The sequence below is a fragment of the Streptosporangium sp. NPDC049376 genome (assembly GCF_044466505.1).
Classification (GTDB): Bacteria; Actinomycetota; Actinomycetes; order Streptosporangiales; family Streptosporangiaceae; genus Streptosporangium.
Genome location: NZ_JBITMT010000033.1, coordinates 35242 through 57590, shown reverse-complemented (window position 1 = coordinate 57590; position 22349 = coordinate 35242). Strand labels below are relative to the sequence as shown.

Sequence of the window (22349 nt, the reverse complement as noted above, 5' to 3'; positions counted from 1 at the left end):
ATGTCCATCGAGATGCGCGACACCGACGAGGACGTCTTCCGCGCCGCCGAAGAGCTCGGCATCGACCTGTCCCGGCGCGAGCCGAGCAGCGTCGAGGAGATCTGACGGCTCGCGCACGCGGCCCGCGCCTCCTCTCCGGCGCGGGCCCGGCGTACCGGTCCGTACCGTGAGTTCCGGAGGACACGATGAACGACGAGACGGCCGCGCTGCTCTTCGAGGTGGTCGAACGTCTCCAGCGGAGCATCGCGGCCCGCCACTGCCCGGCGGTCGCGGCCCTCGAAGGCGAGCGGCGGCTCGTGCTCAGCGACTACGACTATCTCCGCGACCCGCGGTCGGCCGTCTCGTTCGAGACGCGGGCGGCCGCCAGGGCTCGGGAGATCGGGGCGACGCGATGGGTCCTCGCCGTCCCCCTGGTCTGGGTCACCGCCTCCGGCACCGTCTACAGCCGGGCCGTGTCCAACCACCCGCTCCGCGAGGGCGAACAGGAGACGATCACCTGGATGAGCTTCCACGAGGGCGACGGCGTGGACTACGGCCGGGTCCCCTACGCGCGCCGCCCCGGCGGGGAGCCCGTGTTCGACACCCCGGAGATGTTCGCCGTGGGCGTGCTCCCGGCCCGGGCCATGCCGGGCCACACGCTCCTTCACACGCTCTTCCCGAACGGCTGACCACCCCTGTGGTCCGCCGGCGGCCGGCCTCCACTGCCGGGTCCACGGTTTCGCAGCCATGCTGCGGGGCGCGCGGGTGGGGACGCAGGCAGGTCATCCGGGCCGGAAAACGACGAGATCCCGTCCGATCGGACGGGATCTCGTCAACACGCTGTCGCTGTGGAGCTATGGGGATTCGAACCCCAGACCTCCTCCATGCCATGGAGGCGCGCTACCAGCTGCGCCATAGCCCCTTGCGTTTCGCACCGCCCAGCGGCACCACGCCAGTGTATAGGACATCGCACCCTGCTCCGTAACCGGCGAGGTGACCGTCGAGGCCGCCGGGACAGGCCCGCCCCGGCGGCCGTACGGTCAGCCGAGCGACAGGGCGCGGGTGATCAGGGTCGCCAGCTCGGACACCGCGGGGTCCTCCGTCGAGGCCGCCAGACGACCGGCGTGTCCGGCCAACTCCTCGGTCTCGACCCCGGCGACCGGCCTTCCGGTGCGGAGATACTCGGCGAAGGCCGCGGCGACCACGTCCACCTGGAACCGCGGCGACGACTTCTCCCACGGAGAGGAGACCAGGTCGGCCCGTCCGATGGAGCCGCTGACCTCACCCGGGGCGCGGGTGTCGGGGTCCTGCCAGCGCACGGTCGCGGTGGCGAGCTGGCCGGAGGCGCCCTGGCGCAGCCGTACCTCGTACAGGGCCGTCACCGTGTGACCGGGGCCGACCTCGCCGCCGTCCTTGCTGTCGTCACGGAAGTCCTCGGCCGCGATCCGCCTGTTCTCGTAGCCGATCAGGTTGTAGGACTCGACCGTGGCGGGGTTGAACACGACCTGCGCCTTGGCGTCGCGGGCCCGCAGGTCGAGGGTGGCGGCGAGTTGCTCGACGAACACCTTGCGCGCGTCGTCGACCGAGCTGACATAGACGGCGGCGCCGTCCCCGTTGTCGGCGAGCTGCTCCATCAGCTGGTCCCCGTAGTCACGGCCGACCCCGACGCACAGCAGGGTGATCTGCTTGCCCGCGTACTCCTCGACCCGGTCCAGGATGCCCTGCCAGCTGGTGTCGCCGTTGTTGGCCAGGCCGTCGGAGAGCAGGATGACCCGGTTGGTCGCCACCGGCCTGAAGGCCTTCGCCGCCTCCTGATACCCGGTGGTCAGCCCCGCCTCCAGGTTCGTCGAGGCCTGTACGGCCAGCCGCTCGACGGCCGCGTCCAGCTCCTGCCGTTCGGTCGCGGGGGTCATGGACAGCACGACCTGGGCCTGGTCGCTGAAGGCGACGATGGAGATCTTGTCCCCGGGCCCGAGCTGTCCGATGAGCCGGTGCAGCGCCTCACGGACCAGGTCGAGTCTGCCGGGTTCGCCCATCGAGCCGGAGACGTCGACCACGAAGGTCAGGTTCGCCGGGCGTCGTTCCCGTGACTGCGCCTGACGGGTGCGCAGACCGACCCTGAGCAGCGCCGTACCGTTGCCGGGCATCCGTGCGCCGTCCAGCTGTACGGAGAAACCGTCGTCCTCGGGTTCCCGGTAGTCCTGGCGGAAGGAGTTGACGAACTCCTCCGGTCTCACCCTGTCCCGCTCCGGGAGTCTGCCCTCCCCGATGGCGCGTCTGGCGTAGTCGTAGGAGGCGGTGTCCACGTCGAGGGCGAAGGTGGAGATCTGGTCGACGGTGGTGTCGTTCATGTCCTTGGACGTGCCGGTGTCGTTCTCGCGTTCCTCGGGTGCCTGGGCGTTCGCGTCGCCCCTGGGCTGGGTGCTGGGCGACCTATTCGCCGAGCTCCCGCAGGCGGCCGTGACCCACAGGGCGAGGACGGCCAGGACGACGGCGAGCGTGCGTGGTTTCATGTTCGCCTCCACAGAGATTCACAGGGATTCGCCGTGATTTATCTGGATTTGCATGGATTCACGGAGGTTCGCGGGATTCGCGCGCCATCCCGTACGACGACCCCCTCATGACCTGGGCCTGGCGCTTGACCCAAGCGAGCGCAAACCGTGCCCGGCGCGTGATCGGCCTCTCCCCGCTCGACACCTCAAGTGACCACACGTTTTCCTCATTAATCAGGCTTCGTGCGGAAAAAAGGGGACATAGGATTCGGGATCATGCGCGTGTATCTCGGACTGGCGGCCAAGCGTCCCGAAGCCGGAATTCCCGAGGTGGTGCTGCACACCGTGCGCGCCTCGATCGAGACCGCCTTCCCCGTCCCGGCCGAGGTCATCAGGCCCCGCGAGTGGCACAGGCCCGGCGTCAGCCTGTTCGCCTGGACCAACGAGCCCGACGACTCCCGGACTCCCCCGCTGCTGGCCACCGGCCACGACAGGGTGACCGGGGTCAACGGCAACCTGGCCGTGCCCGGCGACGTCGACCGGCTCGCGGGCGCCCCCGAACTGAGCGCCGAGGCGGTCGGCGGCTGCTTCTCGGTCTTCCGCGCGACCGGTACCGAACTGGCCGCCGCGACCGCGATCCACCGGGTCTGCCCGGTCTACTACGCCGAGGCCCCGGACGTGCACGTGATCGGCAGCAGGGCTCTGCTGGTCAGCCTGGCCGCCTTCGGCGAGCGGATCGAGTGGGACGTGCTCGCCCTGCAGTCGATGATCCGGCAGGGCTACTTCCTGTCCGACGAGACGCCCTACCGGGGGGTCAGCGCGCTGCCGCCCTCCTCGACCGTCACCGTCAGGGGCGGCAGCCGCACGGTCACCGAGGCGCCGCTGCCGGTCGCCGTCGCCGCGCCGTCCTCGGCCAGGCGGCGCAGGGCCCTCATCGGGGGGCTGGCCGACGCCCTGCTGACCTCGGTCGAGCCGCTGCGCGCGGCCGGCGAGCCGGTCAACCTCGCCCTCACCGGCGGCCGGGACAGCAGGCTGGCCGCCGCGGTGCTGCACGCGGCGGGGATTCCGCTGCGCGCGACCACGAACGGCCTCGACAGCCACCCGGACGTGATCCTCGCCGGGCGGATCGCCGGGGCACTCGGCGTCGAGCACACGGTCATCCCCCCGGCGCGCACCGAGCGCAGGGACGCCGTCCTGGTCGAGCACCCGCTCGCCAGGACCTACGAGACACTGCGGACCTGCGAGGGGATGACCTCGGCCTACGAGTCGATCGTCGGCTACCTGCCGTACAACGCCAGGCCGACCATGTCGGGGCAGAGCGGGGAGGTGTTGCGCGCGGGCAGCTTCCTGCTGCTCCAGAGCGACCTGAGTCCCAAGGCGCTGCGGCGCCGGATCGACACCACCTTCATGCGGGACAAGGCCCTGTTCAGCGCCGAGGCCAACGACCACGCCCGTGAACTGGCCCGCCCCTGGCAGGAGCGCGAGGGGGTCGAGGCCCTCGACCAGATGTACGTCTTCTACCGGATCGGCCGCTGGCAGGCCGGTTCAAGGGCGGGATCGCAGCGCCGGGGCGACCCGGTCTGGCCCTTCCTCGACAACCGGGTGGTGCGCGCGGCCCTCGGGCTCGACCAGGCGTGGCGGCTGTCGGAGGAGGTCGTCCACGAGCTCATCACGACCTTCGCCCCGAAACTTCGCCACATCCCCATCGAGGGCAAGCCGTGGCGCTTCACCGCCGACAGGCGCTACTACCCCTGGCAGCGTAAGCCGGGATTCCTGACGGCTCCGAAGACCGGGGGCGGCTGGAGCTGGCGCACCAGCCCGGGTGAGGCGCTGAGCGGCGTGCTGCGCGACCACATCCTGGAGCACCTCGACCTGCTGGCCCCGATCGTCTCCCCCGACGAGGTCCGCAAGCTGTTCGCCGCGCCCGTGGTCACCAAGCCCGCCCAGGTCTGGCATCTCTACACGGTGGCCACGATGCTGTCGGGCGCGTACCCGGGCAAGGCCCCCGAGGGACTCGACGAGATCCACGTCCAGGTCCCCTCCTGACCCGGCTACGTAAAATCACCCCTAGACAGCGGAGAGTTTTCCTACAACATTAGTGGGATATTGATCTCGGCCTAGGAGTTCCCGTGGCACTCATTCAGCCCGATCCCACCTTCTATCCGTCGGCCCGTGACGCCATGCAGGCGCCTCGGGAGGAGCTCGCCTACGTCGCCCTGCTGGACGCCGAAGGGCAGGGCCGTCCCGACGGGCTCGCCACGATCGACCTGTCGGACGGGTCGATCGTCAGCGTCGGCGACATGCCCCACGCGGGCGACGAGCTCCACCACTTCGGGTGGAACGTCTGCAGCGCCGCCCTGTGCCCGTACGCCCCGCACCCGCACGTCGAGCGGCGCTACCTGGTCCTGCCGGGACTGCGCTCCAGCAGGATCTACGTGTTCGACGTCAAGGACGACCCCCGGCGGCCCAGGCTCGTCAAGACGATCGAGCCGGAGACCGTATTCGACAAGACCGGCTACAGCCGCCCGCACACCGTCCACTGCGGCACCGACGCGATCTACGTCAGCGCGCTCGGCAACGTGGACGGCGACGCGCCCGGCGGCGTCTTCACCCTCGACCACGACACCTTCGAGCCCAAGGGCCGCTGGGAGGTCGACCGGGGCCCGCAGGAGCTGCACTACGACTTCTGGTGGCACCTCGGCCACGACACGATGATCACCAGTGAGTGGGGCACCCCCAACCAGATCGAGGCGGGCCCCTCGCTCGACCTGCTGGTCGGCAGGAAGTACGGCCACAAGCTGCACGTCTGGGACCTGACCAAGCGCAGGCACCTGCAGGAGATCGACCTCGGGGACCAGCACCAGATGGCCCTCGAACTGCGTCCCGCGCACGACCCGTCCAAGACCCACGGCTTCGTCAACACGGTCATCAGCGTCGAGGACCTGTCGGCCGGCATCTTCACGTGGTACCAGGACAACGGGGTCTGGAAGGCGGAGAAGGTCATCACCATCCCCGCCGAGCCCGCCGACCCCGAGCTGCTGCCCGAGCCGCTCAAGCAGTTCGGAGCGGTTCCGCCGCTGGTGACCGACATCTCGCTGACCCTCGACGACCGCATCCTGCTGGTCTCCTGCTGGGGCACGGGCGAGTTGAAGGCCTACGACGTCTCCGACCCGTTCTCCCCCCGCGAGACCGGTTCGGTGCGCCTCGGCGGCATCGTCGGCAGGACCCCGCACCCGGCGCGCCAGGGACGGGCGCTGAACGGCGGCCCGCAGATGGTCGAGGCCAGCAGGGACGGCCGGCGGGTCTACTTCTCCAACTCGCTCTACCGCTCCTGGGACGACGTCTTCTACCCCGACGGCATCTCCAGCTGGATCGCCAAGGTGGACATCGGCGACGACGGCTCGCTCTCCCTCGACGAGGGCTTCTTCGTCGACTTCGCCGCCGACGGCCGCCGGGCACACCAGATCAGGCTGCAGGGAGGCGACTCCTCCTCCGACTCCTACTGCTTCCCCTCCTGATCCCGCGACGACCGCAGAAAGGAGTCGGCCTCCTCCATGAACGCTCTTGCGGGCCCCGCCCCGAAGAACAGGACGGAGCGCGCGAGATGGACCTGACGTCCGTGCTGGTCCTGGCCGGTCTCGGCGCCTTCCACGGCCTGAACCCGGCCATGGGCTGGCTGTTCGCCGTCGCCCTCGGCCTGCAGGAACGCTCGCGCTCCGCGGTGCTGCGCGCCCTGCCGCCCATCGTGCTCGGCCACGCGGGCTCGGTGCTGGTCACGCTCGCGCTGGTGTCCCTCGCGCGGCTGGCCGTGCCTCCCAGGGCCGTCTCCTACGGCGTGGCGGCCGTGGTGTGCGGGTTCGGGATCTGGCGGATCGTACGGCGGCGCCACCCCCGCTGGGTCGGCATGCGGGTGAACCGGTGGCAGCTCGCCGGGTGGTCGTTCCTGATGGCCACCGCGCACGGGGCGGGCCTGATGGTGCTCCCGGTCACCCTGCGCGGTGGCCACGGCGCCGCCGTACTGGCCTCGCAGAGTCTGCTGGCCACGGCGGTCCACACCCTTGCGATGCTGACGACGGTCACGGCCGTCGCCCTGCTGGTCTACGAGAAACTGGGGGTGGCGGTGCTGCGCAAGGCGTGGTTCAACCTCGACCTCGCCTGGGCCGTGGCCCTCGTCGGCGCCGGGGCCTTCGCCGCCCTCACCTGACACGTTTGACCCTGACACCGTGTGAGCCCGTACACCTGGAACCATCATGTTCAGCATCGGAGACTTCGCCCAGCTCGGCCGCGTTTCGGTACGCATGCTGCGCCACTACGACGCGCTCGGGCTGCTGCGGCCCGCCCACGTCGATCCGGCCAGCGGCTACCGCTTCTACCACGCGGCGCAGCTCTCGCGCCTCAACCGCGTCATCGCGTTGAAGGACCTGGGCCTCACCCTGCAGCAGGTGAGCTCGATCCTCGACGAGAAGGTGACCGTGGCCGAACTCCACGGCATGGTACGGCTGCGCCGTGCGGAGCTTGAGGAGCGGATCGCCGCGGACACCGCGCGGCTGCTGCGGATCGAGGCGAGGCTCCGGACGATGGAGAGGGAGGGCCACATGGCCGTCGAAGAGGTCGTCGTCAAGCATGTCCCGCCGGTGCGGCTGGCGGAGGTCAGCGCCGTCGCGGCGAGCTACGACAGTGAGGAGATCGGCCCCGTCATCAAGCCCCTGTACGAGGAGTTGTTCCAGCGCCTCGAAAGGGCGGGGGTCGCACCGTCCGGGTACGGCATCGCCCACTACGAACCCACCCAGGACGGCTCGGTGGTCGTGCACGCCGGAGTCGAGGTGACGGCCCAGCCGTCCCCGGGACACGACTTCGAGATCGTGGACCTGCCCGAGATCGGGACGGCCGCGACCATCGTCCACCGGGGGTCGATGGACCACGTCGACTCGACCTACCAGATCCTGGCCCACTGGGTCGAGGAGCACGGCTACCGCAGTCTGGGCCTGGCCAGGGAGATCAGCCTTGAGTGCCCGGCCGACCACGAGAAATGGGTGACGGAGATCCAGCTCGCCGTGACGGCCGGGTAGCCCTGACCCGGTTCGTCCAAGGAGGGGATTCGTCGCTCACCTGGACGGATCCCCTTCTCCACGGTGACGCCGATCCCGGTCCTAGATCCACGCGCCCGCGGCGACCAGCGGCGCCAGCGCCAGGACGGTCCAGGCGAACCAGCGCCGGATCCGGTCGGCGGGCAGCCGCGTGGCCAGGCGCCCGGCGACCAGCGAGGTGAGCAGCGCCCCACCGGCGAAGAGCAGCACCAGGCCGTAGTCCAGCCGCGTGCCCACGTGCCCGGCGAACCCCGCCACCGAGTTGACCGCGACGACGACCAGCGAGGTCCCCACCGCATCGGTCGCGGTCAGGCCGAGCAGCAGGGTCAGGGCGGGGACGACGGCGAACCCCCCTCCGACGCCGAACACCCCGGTCAGCACCCCGACACCGCCTCCCGCGGCCAGCGCCCTCGGCAGGCACCGACGGCGGTTCACCCGCCCCGCCGTGGTACGGCAGGCACCGCCGGTCGACTCCACGTCGCGCAGCATCCGCACGGCGACCACGACCATGATGACCGCGAACGCGGGCAGCAGCAGTTCGCCGGGCAGCCCACGGCCGAGTACCGCCCCGGCGAGGGCGGCAGGCACGCCTCCCGCGGCGAACACCGCCGCGACGCTCCAGCGGACCTGTCCCCGGCGCAGGCGTGGGACGAGCGCCCCCACGCTGGAGATCGCCACAACCGCCAGCGAGGTCGGGACGGCCACCGCCACCGGCTGGCCCGCGCCGTAGACCAGCACCGGCACGGCCAGCACCGAGCCACCCGCGCCGAGCAGTCCCAGGCTGACGCCCACGACCACCGCGCCGGCCAGCACCAGGGCCACGGTGAGAGTCATCGCCGACAGGCCCGCGCGAGCGCGGCGGCGGGATCACCGGCACCGGCCCTGTTGTACGGCAGGCGGGCCAGCAGCATGCCCATCATGCAGTTGTCACTGGCTCCCGCGTAGCCGAGCCCTGCGCCGACGAACGCCGTGACGAACAGGGCCGGTGCCCACCAGAGGCTCAGCGTGACGGAGCCGAGGACCAGCAGCCCCGCGACCAGGCGGACCTGCCTCTCCAGGCTCCAGCGGCGCCGTCCCCGGTTGACGGGCGCCCCCGAGGTGATCCAGGCGTTCAGCCCGCCGGTCATGACGGCCGTCCCGCGCAGCCCGGCGGCGGTGAGCTTGTCCTGGGCCGTCCTGGCTCGTCCGCCGGACTGGCAGACGAGCACGCTCCGGCCGGTCATCGCGCCGGCCAGTTGCGGCAGATACGCCTCCAGCCGGTCGAGGGGCACGTTGACGGACCCGTCGATGTGCGCGCTCTCGAACTCGGCGGGGGTTCGCACGTCCAGCAGCAGCACGGCGCCTTCGGTCTCCCGGGCCGCGGTCAGCGCCCGGACGGTGGCCACGTCGACGGCGTTCACCGCGCCTCCCCCTTTCCGGCCAGGGCCGCCGCCACCTGCGAGGCGCCCGCGTCGCCGAGCACGACCGGGTGCAGGCCGTGGCGGGTGAGGACGGTGGCGGCGATCGAGGCCCGGCGGCCCGAGCCGCAGACGACCAGCACCTGCCGCTCGCCCCGCAGCTGTTCGGGGACACCCTGGGTGAGCAGGTCCGGCAGGAATCGCTCGACGGCGCCGGGCAACGGGTCGGCCCGCCGTTCGCCGGGCATGCGCACGTCCAGCACCCGGGCTCCGGGCATCCTTTCGAGGAAGTCGGTCAGGCCGAGCAGCTCGAAGCCGGCGCTCGCGTGCCCGCCGAGGTCGCGGACGACGCCGCGCACGTCGTCGACGCCGATCCTGGCCAGCTGGGTGAGGGCCTCGGTGACGTCCTGATCGGGTTCCGCCACCAGCACGATCGGTTCTCCGTACGGCACCAGCCAGCCCGCCCAGCTGCCGAAGTCGTCGCCGGGCGCAATGCCGGTCGATCCCGGCAGGAACCCCGCCGCCTGCACCGCACGCGGGCGGACGTCCACGACGTGCGCGTCTTCGGGGATCTCCTCGACCGTTGTCTCCGGCGGACGCAGGGCCGGCATGGCGGGCGCTCCGAGAAGGTTGGCCGGTCCCATGTGGGCGTAGAAGGCCGGGATGGGCATCGGCGCGGCCAGCAGTTCGTCGGCGAAGGCCTCGGCGTCGGGCAGCGCGAGCAACGGGTTGTCCCGTCGCTCGTCGGCGATCGTGGAGGTGTGGCGGCCGACGCCCGACACGCTGCAGAAGGATCCCTCGCCGTGCGTCGGGAACAGGCCCACCTCACCGGGCAGCGCGGCCAGCCGGTGCAGCGAGCCGTACTGCAGCCTGGCCAGGGTGCGGGCGCGCTCGGGTCCGAGCAGGTCAGGCCGCCCCGCGGAGGAGACCAGCAGGCTGCCGCCGGAGAAGACCGCGACGGGCTCGCCGTCGATCAGCACCAGGTAGCCGGTGTGCTCCGGCGTGTGGCCGGGCGTGTGCATCGGGCGGATGGTCAGGCCGCCCCCACCGTCGATGTCCTCCAGATGGAAGGCCGGGGTGTGCGGGTACGCCGCCGCGGCGGCCGCCGGGAGCACCAGTTCGGCGCCGGTGCGCAGCGCCGCCTGTCCGCCTCCCGAGACGTAGTCGTTGTGCAGGTGGGTCTCCAGCACGAAGCGCAGCTCGACGTCGCGTTCGGCGGCCACGTCCAGGAAGCGGCCGATGTCGCGTTGTGGATCGACCAGGACACCGCGCCCCTCGTGGACGAGCAGGTGACTCTGGTCGCCGAGACCGGGCGTGCGGAACGAGATGACCTCCATCGTGGTCCTTCCTTTGGCAAATACCCCGGGGGGTATCAGTGAGACATGAGCAGGGACTGGGTACCCCGGGGGGTATACATGGGACACACGGCGAGCGGGTGTCCCCACCGCTCGCCGCCCTTCGGTTCAGGCCAGGGCCAGGAAGAGCTTCTCCAGTTCCTCGACCCTCATCGGGGCCTCCTCACCACGGGCCTGGGCGTCCTGGCAGCATTTCAGGCCGCTGGCCACGATCTTGAACCCCGCCCGGTCGAGCGCCTTGGACACGGCCGCGAGCTGGGTCAGGACCTTCACGCAGTCCTCCCCCGCCTCGATCATCGAGATCACACCCGCGAGTTGCCCATGGGCACGGCGCAGCCGTGTCACGGCGTCGCCCACCATCGATTCCGTCAGCTCCATACCCCCTAGGGTATGTATGGGTGTCCGTTTCGGCAAATCAGCGCATGTCAACGGCCGAAACTCCCGCTAGGAACGGCGTGGGTCGTAGTTCCGGAACTCGATCAGGCGGACATTGCTCTCCGGCAGCAGGGGCACCCCGCTGCCGGAGTCCAGCACCACCCGGCGCCCCAGGGGCTCGCGCAACGTGACGTCGATCCGGCCGGCCCTGCCGACGTCGGGGCAGATCCTCACGTCGTCGTCGTCCCGGACGTCGACGTCCACGACCACCGCCTCGGGCGTCTCGTGGACACGCGAGCCGTACGTCGTGTCGCAGTCGCCGTGCAGGTAGCTCAGCCGGAGCTCGGTCGGCGCGCTCGCCTCGTAGGTGTCCACCTCCTGGATCCCGTCGTCCAGCGGCCGGGGCGGCCCGCCCATCGCGGCCGGGTCGACCGCCACCCGCCGGAACGGCTCCGGCACGCCCCGCACGGTGAAGTCCCACGTCGGAACCCGTACCTCTCCCCTGCCGCTGGGCACCGTGGCCTCGCCCCGCGCCACCGCGACCACGCTCAACGGCCGGCAGCCCTCGGCCGGGCACTTCTCGTCGGCGAAGGACTTGGGCTTGCTCAGCCCCGCGTAGGCGGCATCCGCCGTCAGGACCGGCACCTCCAGCGAGCCTCCGTCGGCCCAGCGCAACCTCGCCGGGGCGGGCGTCCCGGACGGCAGTTCGGTCTCCAGCCTCCAGACGCTGTTGATCGCGCTCCGTCCGACCCAGCGGGGTGTGTGCCTCCAGTCCGGCTCCAGGGTCAGGTTCCGCAGCGGGACGAACCCCGAGACCCAGGCCTCCCGCTCCGCCGAGCCCCGCCAGTGTTCGACGACCTCGCGGGCACGGGCGGCGAACTCGTCGTCGGTGACCGGCGCGCGTCCGGGACCGCAGGCCGTCACGAGCACGACGAGCAGCGCGACCGGGAGCAATCTCATGATCAGTAGACGCGCGACTGGGATGACCGGTTCGCCCCGCGAACGACTGTTACGGTGCTCCCCATGACGCACCCCGACCCCCTGATCGGCCTCATCCACCGCACTCCGGCCGCCGCCGAACTGCTGACCTGGCCGTTCGACTTCGACGTCTCCCGCACCGACCACGTCGAGAAGGTGACGCTGCAGTCCGGAGAGGCCCTTGAGGCGGTCGCCGGTGACGGCGCGGGCGGGACGTACTTCCTCTGCGGGGACGCGGCCGGGCGGCGGCCCGTGCTCTACGCCGACTCCGAGGGGCAGGCCGGGCTGATCGGCGGTGACCTGACCTCCGCGATCCAGCTGATCGTGCGGGTCCCGTACTGGAGGGACTGTGTCTGGCGCGTCTCCGGCGGGCTCGAAGCGATGTCGTCGGTGGTTCCGGAGCTGGAGGAGGAGTACGCCGACCACGACATCGACCTCGACGCGTGCCGTACCTCGCTGACCGGACTGCTCGGGCTGCGCCTCCCGTCGACGACGGACGCGCTGACCCTCCTCATGGAGACGGTGGCATCGCCCGGCTTCGTCCTGCTCAACGAGTGGGGAGGCGCCTACGAACCGATCAGCGGGTGACCCCGGACCCCGTCAGTCCCTTCGAACCGCCCTGGGCCGAGGCTGAACACGGCCCGACCGGGTCCTACCGGCTCACGCTTGGCGGAGCGATCCGTGAGATCGTCCCCGGGATGCGCGGTGGTCCAGCGAGACGGCGGCCCCGGCGCACCGGCCTCCTTGTTCGGCTCGCCTCCGAAACCGCGCCGGTTGAGCGCCCGGCGGTCCCGAACCCCCCGGTGCCCGGCCTGCGGCCGCTGTGACGGCCTTTCGCACACGCCCTGCCGGACGTCGTCACCACCGCACGATTGCTCGAAATCGACCATATGACCGCTCCCCCGCCCGGCTACGGCCGGAGAAATCCTTCGGGTTCGGATTTGGCAGCCGACCGCCCATGTGTGGCAGAAAAGCTCCTGGATCGGCCGGTCGCACATAATTATGATTTCGATAAATCACCGACCCGAGGGAAGCGAAATGGTTCGTATGTTCAGAGCCGCGGGCGATCTTATGCTCATGATGGCGGCGCCGCGGGCCGAGGCGTCCGCCGACCCGACATATCTGCAGTGTTACTGCAATGACACGTGCGGGCTGATGCAGCGGATCTGCGGCCCCAGCGGCTGCAGCGACTGGTACCTCGCCGGAGGGTGCACCAAGCCGACCGGCGTCTACTCCTGCTGAGGTTTCCCCAGCTCAAACCCCTGGAGGTTCACATGACTCGTCTGCTGAACAGGGTCGGGGACACGCTCCTCTCCCTGACCGCCCCCCGGGCCGAGGCGTCCGCCGACCCGACATATCTGCGGTGCACCTGCAAGAACTGCGAACTCTGGCAGCAGATCTGCGGCCCCGGCGGCTGCAGCGACTGGTATCGCATCGGAACGTGTACCGCCGGAGGCTGCGATCACGGACCGTGGTTCTGCTGAACGGCGAATCCCGTGACGGCACGCATTTCCTCTGAAATGTTCCCGCAATCACACCGCCCCCGTTCAGCGGGAGGCTCGTGACATCGGTGGCATATTTGAGTTTCATATGCCGCCTGTCTCTCACCCTGGTTTTCCTCGCCGCCGTCGCCGGTAAGTTACGCGGGCGAGGTGATCTGGCGCGGTTCCGCGCCGCGGTCGGTGAGTTCGGTGTGGCCCCGCGCTGGAGTTCCGCCGTCTCGGGTGCGGTGATCGCGGGCGAACTGGTCTCCGCGTCGCTGATGCTGATCGACGCCACCGCTCCCGTGGGCCTGGGACTCGCCGCGATGTTGCTGGCGGCCTTCACAGGAGCGATCGGCTCGGCCGTACGGCGGGGCGCGACGACGAGCTGCCGGTGCTTCGGCGCGTCCGATCAGCCCTTGGGTGTGCGGCACGTGGTGCGCAACGTGATCCTCCTGTCCGTCGCGGCGGCGGGCATGGCAGGGACCCTCCTGGCTTCCGGCGGACTCGACGTGACCGCCATGCTCCTCTCCGGTTTCGTGGCCGTCGTCCTGGCCACGCTGGTCATCGCCTACGACGACCTCGTGGCGCTGATCCTTGTCCGCTGAACGTCCGCTGAATTCTCTTGCAGGTCCTCTCAGGCTGGGAGTGTCGATGGATGCCGTACTGATCGCCGCTGTGGTCGTCGTCGGTTTTCTGGGCTTGCTCAACTTGCTGCTGTCGCTCGCGGTCCTGCGCCGGTTACGGGACCACGAGGCGAAATGGGCACGGGCCGGCCTCGACCGGCTCGTGGAGCGCAGGTCGTCGCCGGAGTCCGGATACCGCGTCGCCGACTTCGAGGCGACGGCGCTCGACGGCGCCACCGTGTCCCTGCGCGATCTGAGAACTCCCCTGTTCACGGGCTTCTTCTCCACGGGGTGCCCGTCCTGCCGGGAAGAGGTTCCCCGTTTCGTCGAGTACGCCGCCGCCATGCCCGGCGGCCCGGAGCGGAAACTGGTGGTCGTCTCCGGCACCCTGGAACAGGGCGCCGACATCATCGACGCCGTAGGCCGGGTGGCGCGGGTGGTCGTGGAGCCGCAGGACGGTCCGGTGACCGGCGCGTTCGGCGTACAGGGCTCACCCACGTTCGTCCTGCTCGACCGGGACGGCACCGTGCGCACGAGCGCGGTGAGCGTCCGCGAGCTGGCCTCACCCCAGGTCCCCGCGCGGTGACGAGCGGACTCGGCCTCACCGCCGGCCACGTCGGCGGTGAGGCGACCTGGCGGGAGAGAGCGGTCGCCGCCCTGGGCGTCGCGTGGCACGCCGGACCGGCCCTGCTGCTGACCTATCTGGCCGCCGCGCTCGTCACGGGCGCCGCGCCGGTCGGCGTCGCCTGGCTGACCAAGTACGTTCTGGACGGGCTGTCGGCCGAGCGGGTGCCCGTCGGCCGGTTGGTGACGCAGGCCGTCCTGCTGGCGTGCCTGGGACTGCTCACGGCGACGCTGCCGTTCCTCTCCCGGTACGTGCAGGCGGATCTTGGCCGGAGCATCCGGTTCCGCACCCGGGACCGGCTGTATGAGGCGCTGTCTCGTTTCGAGGGTATGGCCCGGTTCGAGGATCCCGAGTTCCACGACCGCATCGGCCTGGCACGGCAGGCGAGCGGGACGGCGCCGCAGATCGTCCTCGACGCGGCGCTGGGAGGCGTACGCGCCGCCGTCACCATGATCGGGTTCGCCGGAACGCTACTGGCGGTGCGTCCCGTCATGGTGGGGTTCGTGGTGCTCTCGGCCGTGCCCGCCGTGGTCTCCGAGCTGGCCCTGAGCCGCAGGCGCGGTGAGATGCTCTGGACGACCAGCCCCAACGCGCGCCGGGAGTTGTTCTACTCCCAGCTCATGACCGACCGCGCGGCGGCCAAGGAGATCCGGCTGTTCGGCCTGGGCGACTTCATGCGGAAACGGATGCTGGCCGAACTACGACAGGTCAACGGCGCGGAGCACGAACTCGACCGGCGGACCTTCCGCGCTCAGGTGGGCCTGGCCGCGCTCGCCGCCGCGGTGTCCGGCGGCGGGCTGGTCTGGGCCGTCCAGCTGGCCCGGGTGGGCGAGCTGACCCCGGGCGACGTGGTCGTCTTCGTCGCGGCGGTCGCGGGTGTGCAGTCCGGGCTGTCCGGGCTGATCACGTTACTGGCGAGCGGGCACCAGGGGCTCCTGCAGTTCGGCCACTATCTCGCCGTCCTGAACGCGGGGCCCGACCTGACGAGGCCGGACTCCCCGCTGCCCGCCCTGCCGCTGAGGGACGCGATCGAGCTGAAGGACGTCTGGTTCCGCTACGACGCCGACAAGCCGTGGGTGCTGCGCGGCGTCGATCTGCGCATCCCCCGCGGTGCCCTGCTCGCCGTGGTCGGCGTGAACGGCGCCGGCAAGAGCACCCTGGTGAAGCTGCTGTGCCGGCTGTACGAGCCCACGCGCGGGACGATCACCTGGGACGGGGTGGACATCCGTCTCATTCCGGTGGCGGAACTGCGTGACCGGATCGGCACGGTCTTCCAGGACCACATGAACTACGACTTCACCGCCGCCGAGAACATCGGCATCGGCGACCTGACGGCGCTGGAGGACCGCGACAGGATCCGCGCCGCCGCGACCGCCGCGGAGGCCCACGAGACCGTCTCGGGCCTGCCGTACGGATATGACACGCTCCTGAGCAGGATTTTCTTCATGAACTCCCGGTCGGACGGCAGGACGGCGGGTGTGACACTGTCCGGCGGCCAGTGGCAGCGGCTCGCCCTCGCGCGCGGCCTCATGCGGGGCAGGCGGGATCTGCTCGTCCTCGACGAGCCCAGCTCGGGCCTGGACGCCGAGGCGGAGCACACGATCCACCGGCGGCTGGTCGAGCACCGGCACGGCACCACCAGCGTGATCATCTCTCACCGGCTGAACGCCGTCCGGATGGCCGACCGCATCGTCGTCCTCGCCGACGGCCGGATCACCGAACAGGGAACGCACGAGGAACTGATGGCCGTGGACGGCGACTACGCCCGGCTCTTCCTCCTGCAGGCGCTGGGTTACGACACCGGGCAGGAACCGCAGGCGGTCTCCTCGTGATCGGACTTCTCACCTCGGTCTCCGTCCTCGCCGCGTCCGCCGTCCTTCTCGCCCGTCTGCGGCGGCGCTGGGTGCTGGTGACCGTGAGCGGCACCAGCATGACGCCCACCCTCCAGCCGGGAGACCGGCTCCTGGTACGGCGGTGCCGCATCACCGGATTGAAGGTCGGCGACATCGTGGTCCTGGAGCCGCCCCGCCCGGTTCACCCAAGGGGCGTCGTCGTCGTCGCGCCCGCACGACCGCGTACACGGTGGAAGGTCAAACGGGTGGTGGCGCTGCCCGGCGACCGGATCCCGGTGTCGGCGCGCGCCGCGTCGGACGGCCGGGAGACCGTCCCGGAGAACTCGCTGATCGTGTTCGGCGACGCCGGCGAGAGTCACGACTCACGTCAGGTCGGCCTGTACTCCGGCGACCGGATCCTCGGCGTGGCCGTCCGCAGGAGAGCCGGGCGGCTCCCGCGGCCGTGATCGGAGGCGGACCGTCACCACCGGACCGCGAAACGCCCCTCGACGGCCTCGCCGTCCCGGAAAGCGAAGATCCCACCCGATCGGACCGATCAGGCGGGATCTTCGTCGACCACTTCGCTGTGGAGCTATGGGGATTCGAACCCCAGACCTCCTCCATGCCATGGAGGCGCGCTACCAGCTGCGCCATAGCCCCTTGTGTGGTGCAGAAGAAATCTTAGCCGACTTCCGGGACCCCTCGTGCCATCGCGGCGGCGACGAGGGCGACCAGGACGGAGGCGACGGCGCTCACCGCGACGATCGTGAAGGACAGCACGTAGGCGCCGCGGGCGGGGACGGCCGTGCCCGCGACGGTGATCGAGGTCAGCAGCGCGGCCGTCACCGCCCCCGAGGCGCTGCCTCCGATGGAGCGGACCAGGGAGTTGACCCCGCTGGCGATGCCGCTCTGGTCCATCGGCACATGCTGTACGGCCAGCGCCCCGAGGGCCGCGTAGGCGACCCCGAACCCGAGCCCCTGCAGCGTGTTGGCGACGATCAGGTCCGAGACCGAGGCGTTGAAGATCGCGAACCAGCCGAAGGCCGCCGCTGTGATGGCCGCGCCGACGGCCAGGGAACGCGCCGGGCCGAGGCGTCCGGAGATCCGTCCCGCCATGAAGGACGACACCAGCATGGTGACGGTGCTCGGCAGGGCGTAGAGGCCGACGTCGAGGACCGATCCGCCGAAGCCGTACCCGGCCGAGGAGGGGGTCTGGACGAAGCTGGAGACCAGCGTGAAGGAGCCGAACATCGCGAAGCCGAGCAGCAGCGCGGCCAGGTTGGCCGGCAGCGACCGGCGGCCGACGAGCAGGTCGAGACGGACCATCGGCGCCCTGAGCCTGAGCTGGCTGAACACCCACACCGCGCAGACGACCGCGGTGGCCGCGAACAGGGCGACCACCTGGGGGGATCCCCATCCCCAGTCGTTTCCCTTGGACACCGCGAGCAGCAGGCAGACCAGCCAGATCGACAACAGCAACGCGCCGACGAGGTCGAGGCGGCCCCCGGCGCGGGCTCCGCTGTCGTGGGCGCTCAGGGCGATGAGAACCATCGCGACCACGCCGAGTCCGGCGGTGATCCAGAAGACCGGGTGGTGGCTGGGCGTCCGGTCGGCGATGACGCCGGTGACGATCATGCCGAGGTTGCCGCCGATGCCCATGGTCGCGCTGACCACGCCGATCGCGGTCATCACCTTCTGGGCCGGGAAGCTGTCCCTGATCATGCCGATGGCCAAGGGGATCAGCGCCGCGGAGGCTCCCTGCAGAGCACGGCCCACGATCAGCACCGGCAGCGTGAGCGAGACGGCGCAGATCACGGAGCCCAGGACGAGCAGGCCGACGGTGAACAGGATCATCCGCTTCTTGCCGTACATGTCCCCCAGGCGGGACAGCAGTGGCGTGGCCACCGCGCCGACGAGCAGCGATGCGGTGAAGACCCAGGCGACCTCGTCGACCGAGACACCGAAGCCGGCCATCATCCTCGGCAGCAGCGGAATGACCACGGTCTGCTGGACGGAGACGACCATCCCCGCCATGGAGAGGGCGAGCAGGGTGAGCCAGAGCTGTCTGCTCCGGATCGCGGCACCGGGTCCGGCGACGGCCACTCCTGCCATGCTCCCCCTCTTTTCCCATCGGCTTGCGGCAATGAGATGGTAAATGCTCGTCAGAAAACGTCATCTACTGGGTCATGTCGCGTCACAGGTGGCGTGATACGCCTTGGGCGCCATGTCCGTGGACTCCCGGGAGCGCCGCCTTCAGCCCGCGGTGGTGCGCATGGTGAGCTCGGTGCCGTCCTGGGACAGTTCGAAGGACACGGTGACGGCGCCGAGCCGGGAGGTGCTCGGCAGGTGGGTGCCGCCGCACGGAATGGTCACCTCTCCCTCGGGCAGGCCACAGCGCCAGGTACGGCGCGCGGTCAGTTCGCGCCCGGGGCTCTCGATCCGGACCTCGGCGTCGGCCGCGACCCACTCCTTCAGCGTGTCGCAGACCTTCCCGGTGATCTCCGGAAGGCTCTCCTGCAGCCCTTCCGTGACGAAGCCCTTGCGACGCAGCGACTTGCCGAGGCGATAGACGTCGAGGCTGCCCCCGGGCAGGATTCGCGAGGAGGCGATGGCCGTCTGGTCGAAGTCGGGGTTGCCCAGGCCGTCCGCGGAGATCTCCTTGCGCCACCGGTCTGCCAGCGCCGCGTTGAGCGCGAGCGCGGCGAGGTGGCAGGCGGTGTGCCCCGTGGAGAGCGCGTGACGGTACTCGGCGTCGACGGCGAGTTCGACCTCCCCGTCGGGGACCGGCTCCCGGGTGACGTGGACGACCAGCCAGCTCCACCCGGAGCTGCCGCGCCGTACCGGGATGTCCTCGCCGAGGTGGATCCGCTGCTCGCCGTCGGCCACCGCCCCGGTCACGCAGTCGGTCACCGCGATCCCGGCGATGGTCCCCCGGTCCGCGGGCTGGTCGGGCCAGGTGTGGTCGAGCGGATGGAAGGGGGTCTCGGCCACGACCGTCCCGTGCTCCTCCCCCACGGGGACCCTCGCCACGACTGTGGAGCGGCCCCCGGTCTCCCCCGCCGGATAGCTGACAAGCGTCGATCCCTCGATCACCGTTTCCCCCTTCTGCCCCTGTTGGTTCCTTCATCATCTCAGCCAAACGAGTATGGCCCGCGCCACCCCTGAGGAGGCACGGGCCATACGGCGGAGGGAGGGGGGGATCAGAGGGCGGGGACGCCCTTCTCGTCCTCCAGATAGCGCGCCCTGCCCGCGTACCAGCCGGTGGCCAGCTGCACGCCGACGACCGCGAACAGCAGCAGGAACGACAGCGTCCAGCCTCCGCTGGCCTCGTGCATCACACCGACGACCAGAGGACCCGCGCCCGCGATGAGGTATCCGGCGCTCTGTCCGAAGGCGGACAGAGCGGCGGTGGCCTCGGGGGTCCGGGTGCGCAGGGCCAGCATGGTCAGCGCCAGCGGGAACGATCCCATCCCGATCCCGACCAGTACGGCGAACAGCCAGGCCAGGTTGACGGGAGCGAGCCACAGGCCGAGGAAGCCGATCGTGTAGAAGACCACGAAGGCCGTCACGACGGGCCGCTGGTCGGCGAACTTCGAGGCGATCCACGGCACCACCATGGAGACCGGGATGCCGATCGCGGTGAAGACGCCCAGCGTCAGCCCGGCCTGTCCGGGGGTGTAGCCACCGTCGATGAGCATCTTCGGCAGGAAGCCGAACATGATGTAGGCGACCATGCTCTGCGTGCCGAAGTAGGCGGCGACGGCCCAGGCGAGCCTGCTCCTGACCAGGCTCCGGGGACCGAGATCGCTGCTGCCCGTGTCCCGCTCCGGCTCACTGCGCGACAGCGCAAGCCACGGAATGGCGGCGACAGCGGCCAGCGCCGCCCACACCCCGAGGGCAACGTGCCAGTTGCCGTCGGCGGCCCGTTCGATCGGGACGGTCGCGGCGGCCGCGAGCATCGTGCCGGCCGCGAGGGCGGTGGTGTAGACGGTGGTCATGGTCCCGGCCCGGCCGGGGAAGTGGCGCTTGATCAGGGTGGGGATGAGCACGTTGCCCACGGCGCCGCCGGACAGCGCCAGCGCGCTGCTGAACAGGAAGACCTCGGCCGAGCCGACCATCGCGCGGATGAGCAGTCCGGAGCCCAGGGCGACCAGGGCGGTCAGCAGCAGCCGGTGTTCGCCGATCCTCCTGGCCAGGGCCGGTGTCACGGCGCCGACCGAGGCGAAGATGAGAACGGGTAGTGTGGTGAGGAGCCCGACTCCGACGCCCGACATGCCGAGGCCGGAGGAGATGCGGTCGAGCACCGGTCCCACACTGGTGACCGCGGTGCGCAGGTTCAGTGCGGCGAGGACGATTCCCAGCACGAGCAACCAGGCGAGAGATCCCGTCGTTCCACCGGTGCGGCCCCGAGTCTGATGGGTTAGCACGCTCATGCGGGGTTCAGTCCTCCTTCAATCGATTCACCCAATCGTAGGATGATTGGCTGACTCCAACTGTAACAGGACCTAAAACTTGGTTTGTTCCTGGCAATGCGCGCCCCGCCCAAAGCCCTGACACTGTGAAAGCCGGATCACGCCCTCCTTTACAGGGCGTGATCCGGCTTCCTTCCCGTCAGTTCAGGGCGATGACCGGCTCAGACGCGCGGGCCCGGCATGGCGGGCGGCTCCTCGCCCGGCCGCCTGCCCGCCCCGGGCAGCGGGCCGCCACCGGGAGGGGCGAGCGGGGAGGACGGCGGATACTCCCTGCCGACCGTGCGCGGCGGAACCGGATCGTCGTATCCGTAACCGCCGTTCCCAGCGCCGCCCTCCGGCCTGTCGGTGACGGTCGCGCCACCGTCGGCGCCGTAACCGGCCGGACGGTCGTGCGGCGCGGGGACCTCACCGCGCCAGGAGCCGCTCTCCCCGCCGCGCGACTCGATGAACGTCTTGAAGCGTTCCAGGTCGCCCCGGACCCGGAGCCGGACGAGCTGCAGCCAGTCACCCGCGGTCTCGACGAAGCCCTCCGGCTCGTACTCCATCTGGAGCGTGACACGGGCGGTCTCCGGGGACAGGTGGTGGAAGGTCACCACCCCCGCCTGGTGCGGGCCGTCCAGGGACTTCCACGCCACCCGCTCGTCCGGGTGCTGCTCGGTGATCTCGGCCTCGAACTCACGGTGGACGCCCGCGATCTCCACGGCCCAGGCCGTACGGGTGTCACTCAGCTGCCTGACCGATTCGACGCCTTCCATGAACTCGGGAAAGGTCTCGAACTGGGTCCACTGGTTGTAGGCCGTCCTGATCGGGACGTTCACATCGACGGACTGTTCGATCGTGCTCACAGGTCTGCCTCCCTCTCGTGGGTTCGGTAGGCCGACCTGCCCGACGATCCGCGGACATAACTACTTACGCCGCAAAAGCCAGTAAAGGCCCACAAGCGGCAGCACGAGGGGGATGAACACGTAACCGCTGCCGTAGCCTGACCAGACCGTCGCGTGCGGGAAGGCCTCGGGGTCGGCCAGGCTCAGCGTGCCGACGACCAGCACGCCCGCCAGCTCGACGCCGCAGGCCGTCAGGGCGAGGCCCCGCCTCCCCCTGACCAGCGCCACGGCCAGCACGAGGTAGACCAGCGCGGCGAACGCCGACAGCGAGTAGGCCAGCGGCGCCTCACCGAAACGGGTCGCGATCTGCACCGCGGCACGCGCGCCCGCGGCCAGGGCGAAGACACCGTAGACCGCGACCAGCGCGCGTCCCGGCCCCGAGCCGATCACCGGTTCGCTCATGCCGTCCCCTGCCAGATCTGCAGCAGCCGTCCCACCATGACGCAGACCGCGAAGGCGCCGACCGCGACCACCGCCGACCCCCAGCGCGAACGCTCGGCGAGGCCGAGGAAGACCGCCCCGGGCGGGATCACCAGCGTCCCCGCGAGGTAGCCGATCAGGGTCGCCGTCTCCGCCGGCCCCCTGCCCCCGATCACCCCGGCGACCGCGAGGCCCGCCTGGACGAGCAGGCCGAGTTCGAGCAGCGCGAGCATGACGAGCAGCACGGTGCCCATCGGCCTGTTCCGGCCCGCGGCCACGATGGCGGACAGCACGATGACCAGGGCAAGGATGATCAGGGCGGTCGCGAGCGGGCCGATCATCGGGA

At 70.6% G+C, this 22349-nt stretch carries 24 protein-coding genes and 2 tRNA genes; 12 read left to right on the top strand and 14 right to left on the bottom strand.

What is annotated here, in order from left to right:
* Positions 1 to 185 precede the first annotated feature (185 nt).
* Entirely contained in the window at positions 186 to 668 is a 483-nt protein-coding gene (locus ACIBVQ_RS39015) for a hypothetical protein (RefSeq protein ID WP_399183897.1), read from the top strand.
* Positions 669 to 828: 160 nt separating this feature from the next.
* On the opposite strand, the gene ACIBVQ_RS39010 is transcribed toward ACIBVQ_RS39015, so the two are convergent.
* Both ACIBVQ_RS39010 and ACIBVQ_RS39005 read right to left on the bottom strand, forming a co-directional pair.
* Positions 829 to 901: transfer RNA gene (locus tag ACIBVQ_RS39010), tRNA-Ala, on the bottom strand.
* Positions 902 to 1019: 118 nt separating this feature from the next.
* Positions 1020 to 2492 (bottom strand): von Willebrand factor type A domain-containing protein, encoded by a 1473-nt coding sequence (locus ACIBVQ_RS39005; RefSeq protein WP_362918439.1) that lies wholly within the window; start codon positions 2490 to 2492, stop codon positions 1020 to 1022.
* A gap of 255 nt (positions 2493 to 2747) precedes the next feature.
* On the opposite strand from ACIBVQ_RS39005, the gene ACIBVQ_RS39000 reads away from it, so the two are divergent.
* The 4 genes from ACIBVQ_RS39000 (at position 2748) to ACIBVQ_RS38985 (ending at position 7540) form a co-directional block, all read left to right on the top strand.
* The gene (locus ACIBVQ_RS39000) at positions 2748 to 4517 is read left to right on the top strand and encodes an asparagine synthase-related protein (protein WP_399183895.1); all 1770 of its coding nucleotides are present in this window, start codon (positions 2748 to 2750) and stop codon (positions 4515 to 4517) included.
* Positions 4518 to 4600: 83 nt separating this feature from the next.
* Complete coding sequence (locus tag ACIBVQ_RS38995) at positions 4601 to 5989, top strand: selenium-binding protein SBP56-related protein (RefSeq protein ID WP_399183892.1); 1389 nt, start codon at positions 4601 to 4603, stop codon at positions 5987 to 5989.
* 86 nt (positions 5990 to 6075) lie between these two features.
* Positions 6076 to 6675 (top strand): hypothetical protein, encoded by a 600-nt coding sequence (locus ACIBVQ_RS38990; protein WP_352016317.1) that lies wholly within the window; start codon positions 6076 to 6078, stop codon positions 6673 to 6675.
* 46 nt (positions 6676 to 6721) lie between these two features.
* Positions 6722 to 7540 carry a MerR family transcriptional regulator gene (locus ACIBVQ_RS38985; RefSeq protein WP_399183890.1) on the top strand — a complete coding sequence of 273 codons (819 nt, stop codon included), beginning with the start codon at positions 6722 to 6724 and terminating at the stop codon, positions 7538 to 7540.
* Positions 7541 to 7621: 81 nt separating this feature from the next.
* Here ACIBVQ_RS38985 and ACIBVQ_RS38980 read toward each other — a convergent pair whose 3' ends face one another.
* The 5 genes from ACIBVQ_RS38980 to ACIBVQ_RS38960 all read right to left on the bottom strand — a co-directional run bounded on the left by ACIBVQ_RS38980 (position 7622) and on the right by ACIBVQ_RS38960 (position 11645).
* On the bottom strand, positions 7622 to 8392 hold the full coding sequence (locus ACIBVQ_RS38980; RefSeq protein WP_399183888.1) for a sulfite exporter TauE/SafE family protein: 771 nt from the start codon (positions 8390 to 8392) through the stop codon (positions 7622 to 7624).
* Positions 8389 to 8958, bottom strand: a complete 570-nt coding sequence (locus ACIBVQ_RS38975) for a rhodanese-like domain-containing protein (protein ID WP_352016320.1) — start codon at positions 8956 to 8958, stop codon at positions 8389 to 8391. The genes ACIBVQ_RS38980 and ACIBVQ_RS38975 overlap by 4 nt, the downstream gene beginning before the upstream one ends.
* Complete coding sequence (locus tag ACIBVQ_RS38970) at positions 8955 to 10292, bottom strand: rhodanese-like domain-containing protein (protein WP_399183885.1); 1338 nt, start codon at positions 10290 to 10292, stop codon at positions 8955 to 8957. The genes ACIBVQ_RS38975 and ACIBVQ_RS38970 overlap by 4 nt, the downstream gene beginning before the upstream one ends.
* Positions 10293 to 10418: 126 nt before the next feature.
* The gene (locus ACIBVQ_RS38965; protein ID WP_352016322.1) at positions 10419 to 10688 is read right to left on the bottom strand and encodes a metal-sensitive transcriptional regulator; all 270 of its coding nucleotides are present in this window, start codon (positions 10686 to 10688) and stop codon (positions 10419 to 10421) included.
* 66 nt (positions 10689 to 10754) lie between these two features.
* Positions 10755 to 11645: a hypothetical protein gene (locus ACIBVQ_RS38960; RefSeq protein ID WP_399183883.1), complete on the bottom strand. Its 891-nt coding sequence runs from the start codon at positions 11643 to 11645 to the stop codon at positions 10755 to 10757.
* 63 nt (positions 11646 to 11708) lie between these two features.
* Between ACIBVQ_RS38960 and ACIBVQ_RS38955 the strand changes: the two genes are divergently transcribed.
* The 7 genes from ACIBVQ_RS38955 to ACIBVQ_RS38925 all read left to right on the top strand — a co-directional run bounded on the left by ACIBVQ_RS38955 (position 11709) and on the right by ACIBVQ_RS38925 (position 16694).
* Positions 11709 to 12251, top strand: coding sequence for a hypothetical protein (locus ACIBVQ_RS38955; RefSeq protein WP_399183881.1), 543 nt, complete (start codon positions 11709 to 11711; stop codon positions 12249 to 12251).
* 489 nt (positions 12252 to 12740) lie between these two features.
* On the top strand, positions 12741 to 12905 hold the full coding sequence (locus ACIBVQ_RS38950) for a hypothetical protein (RefSeq protein ID WP_362784356.1): 165 nt from the start codon (positions 12741 to 12743) through the stop codon (positions 12903 to 12905).
* 32 nt (positions 12906 to 12937) lie between these two features.
* The gene (locus tag ACIBVQ_RS38945) at positions 12938 to 13147 is read left to right on the top strand and encodes a hypothetical protein (protein WP_352016326.1); all 210 of its coding nucleotides are present in this window, start codon (positions 12938 to 12940) and stop codon (positions 13145 to 13147) included.
* Positions 13148 to 13242: 95 nt separating this feature from the next.
* Complete coding sequence (locus ACIBVQ_RS38940; RefSeq protein WP_399183879.1) at positions 13243 to 13752, top strand: MauE/DoxX family redox-associated membrane protein; 510 nt, start codon at positions 13243 to 13245, stop codon at positions 13750 to 13752.
* 46 nt (positions 13753 to 13798) lie between these two features.
* A complete protein-coding gene (locus ACIBVQ_RS38935) occupies positions 13799 to 14356 on the top strand; it encodes a TlpA disulfide reductase family protein (RefSeq protein ID WP_352016328.1) in 558 nt (185 codons plus the stop codon).
* Positions 14353 to 16227, top strand: a complete 1875-nt coding sequence (locus ACIBVQ_RS38930) for an ABC transporter ATP-binding protein (RefSeq protein WP_399183876.1) — start codon at positions 14353 to 14355, stop codon at positions 16225 to 16227. Before ACIBVQ_RS38935 ends, ACIBVQ_RS38930 begins: the two co-directional genes overlap by 4 nt.
* Positions 16224 to 16694: a S26 family signal peptidase gene (locus tag ACIBVQ_RS38925; RefSeq protein WP_352016330.1), complete on the top strand. Its 471-nt coding sequence runs from the start codon at positions 16224 to 16226 to the stop codon at positions 16692 to 16694. The genes ACIBVQ_RS38930 and ACIBVQ_RS38925 overlap by 4 nt, the downstream gene beginning before the upstream one ends.
* 120 nt (positions 16695 to 16814) lie before the next feature.
* Here ACIBVQ_RS38925 and ACIBVQ_RS38920 read toward each other — a convergent pair.
* The 7 genes from ACIBVQ_RS38920 to ACIBVQ_RS38890 form a co-directional block, all read right to left on the bottom strand.
* Positions 16815 to 16887 (bottom strand) — tRNA-Ala (locus tag ACIBVQ_RS38920).
* A 21-nt stretch (positions 16888 to 16908) separates the two neighbouring features.
* Entirely contained in the window at positions 16909 to 18339 is a 1431-nt protein-coding gene (locus ACIBVQ_RS38915) for an MFS transporter (protein ID WP_399183874.1), read from the bottom strand.
* 141 nt (positions 18340 to 18480) lie between these two features.
* Positions 18481 to 19320, bottom strand: a complete 840-nt coding sequence (locus ACIBVQ_RS38910) for a metal-dependent hydrolase (RefSeq protein ID WP_362784369.1) — start codon at positions 19318 to 19320, stop codon at positions 18481 to 18483.
* 107 nt (positions 19321 to 19427) lie between these two features.
* A complete protein-coding gene (locus ACIBVQ_RS38905) occupies positions 19428 to 20660 on the bottom strand; it encodes a CynX/NimT family MFS transporter (RefSeq protein ID WP_399183872.1) in 1233 nt (410 codons plus the stop codon).
* Positions 20661 to 20860: 200 nt separating this feature from the next.
* Entirely contained in the window at positions 20861 to 21544 is a 684-nt protein-coding gene (locus ACIBVQ_RS38900) for an SRPBCC family protein (protein ID WP_362918417.1), read from the bottom strand.
* Between the two features lie 60 nt (positions 21545 to 21604).
* Positions 21605 to 21985, bottom strand: coding sequence for a hypothetical protein (locus tag ACIBVQ_RS38895; protein ID WP_352016335.1), 381 nt, complete (start codon positions 21983 to 21985; stop codon positions 21605 to 21607).
* Positions 21982 to 22344 carry a hypothetical protein gene (locus tag ACIBVQ_RS38890; protein ID WP_362918413.1) on the bottom strand — a complete coding sequence of 121 codons (363 nt, stop codon included), beginning with the start codon at positions 22342 to 22344 and terminating at the stop codon, positions 21982 to 21984. The genes ACIBVQ_RS38895 and ACIBVQ_RS38890 overlap by 4 nt, the downstream gene beginning before the upstream one ends.
* Between the last annotated feature and the right edge of the window lie 5 nt (positions 22345 to 22349).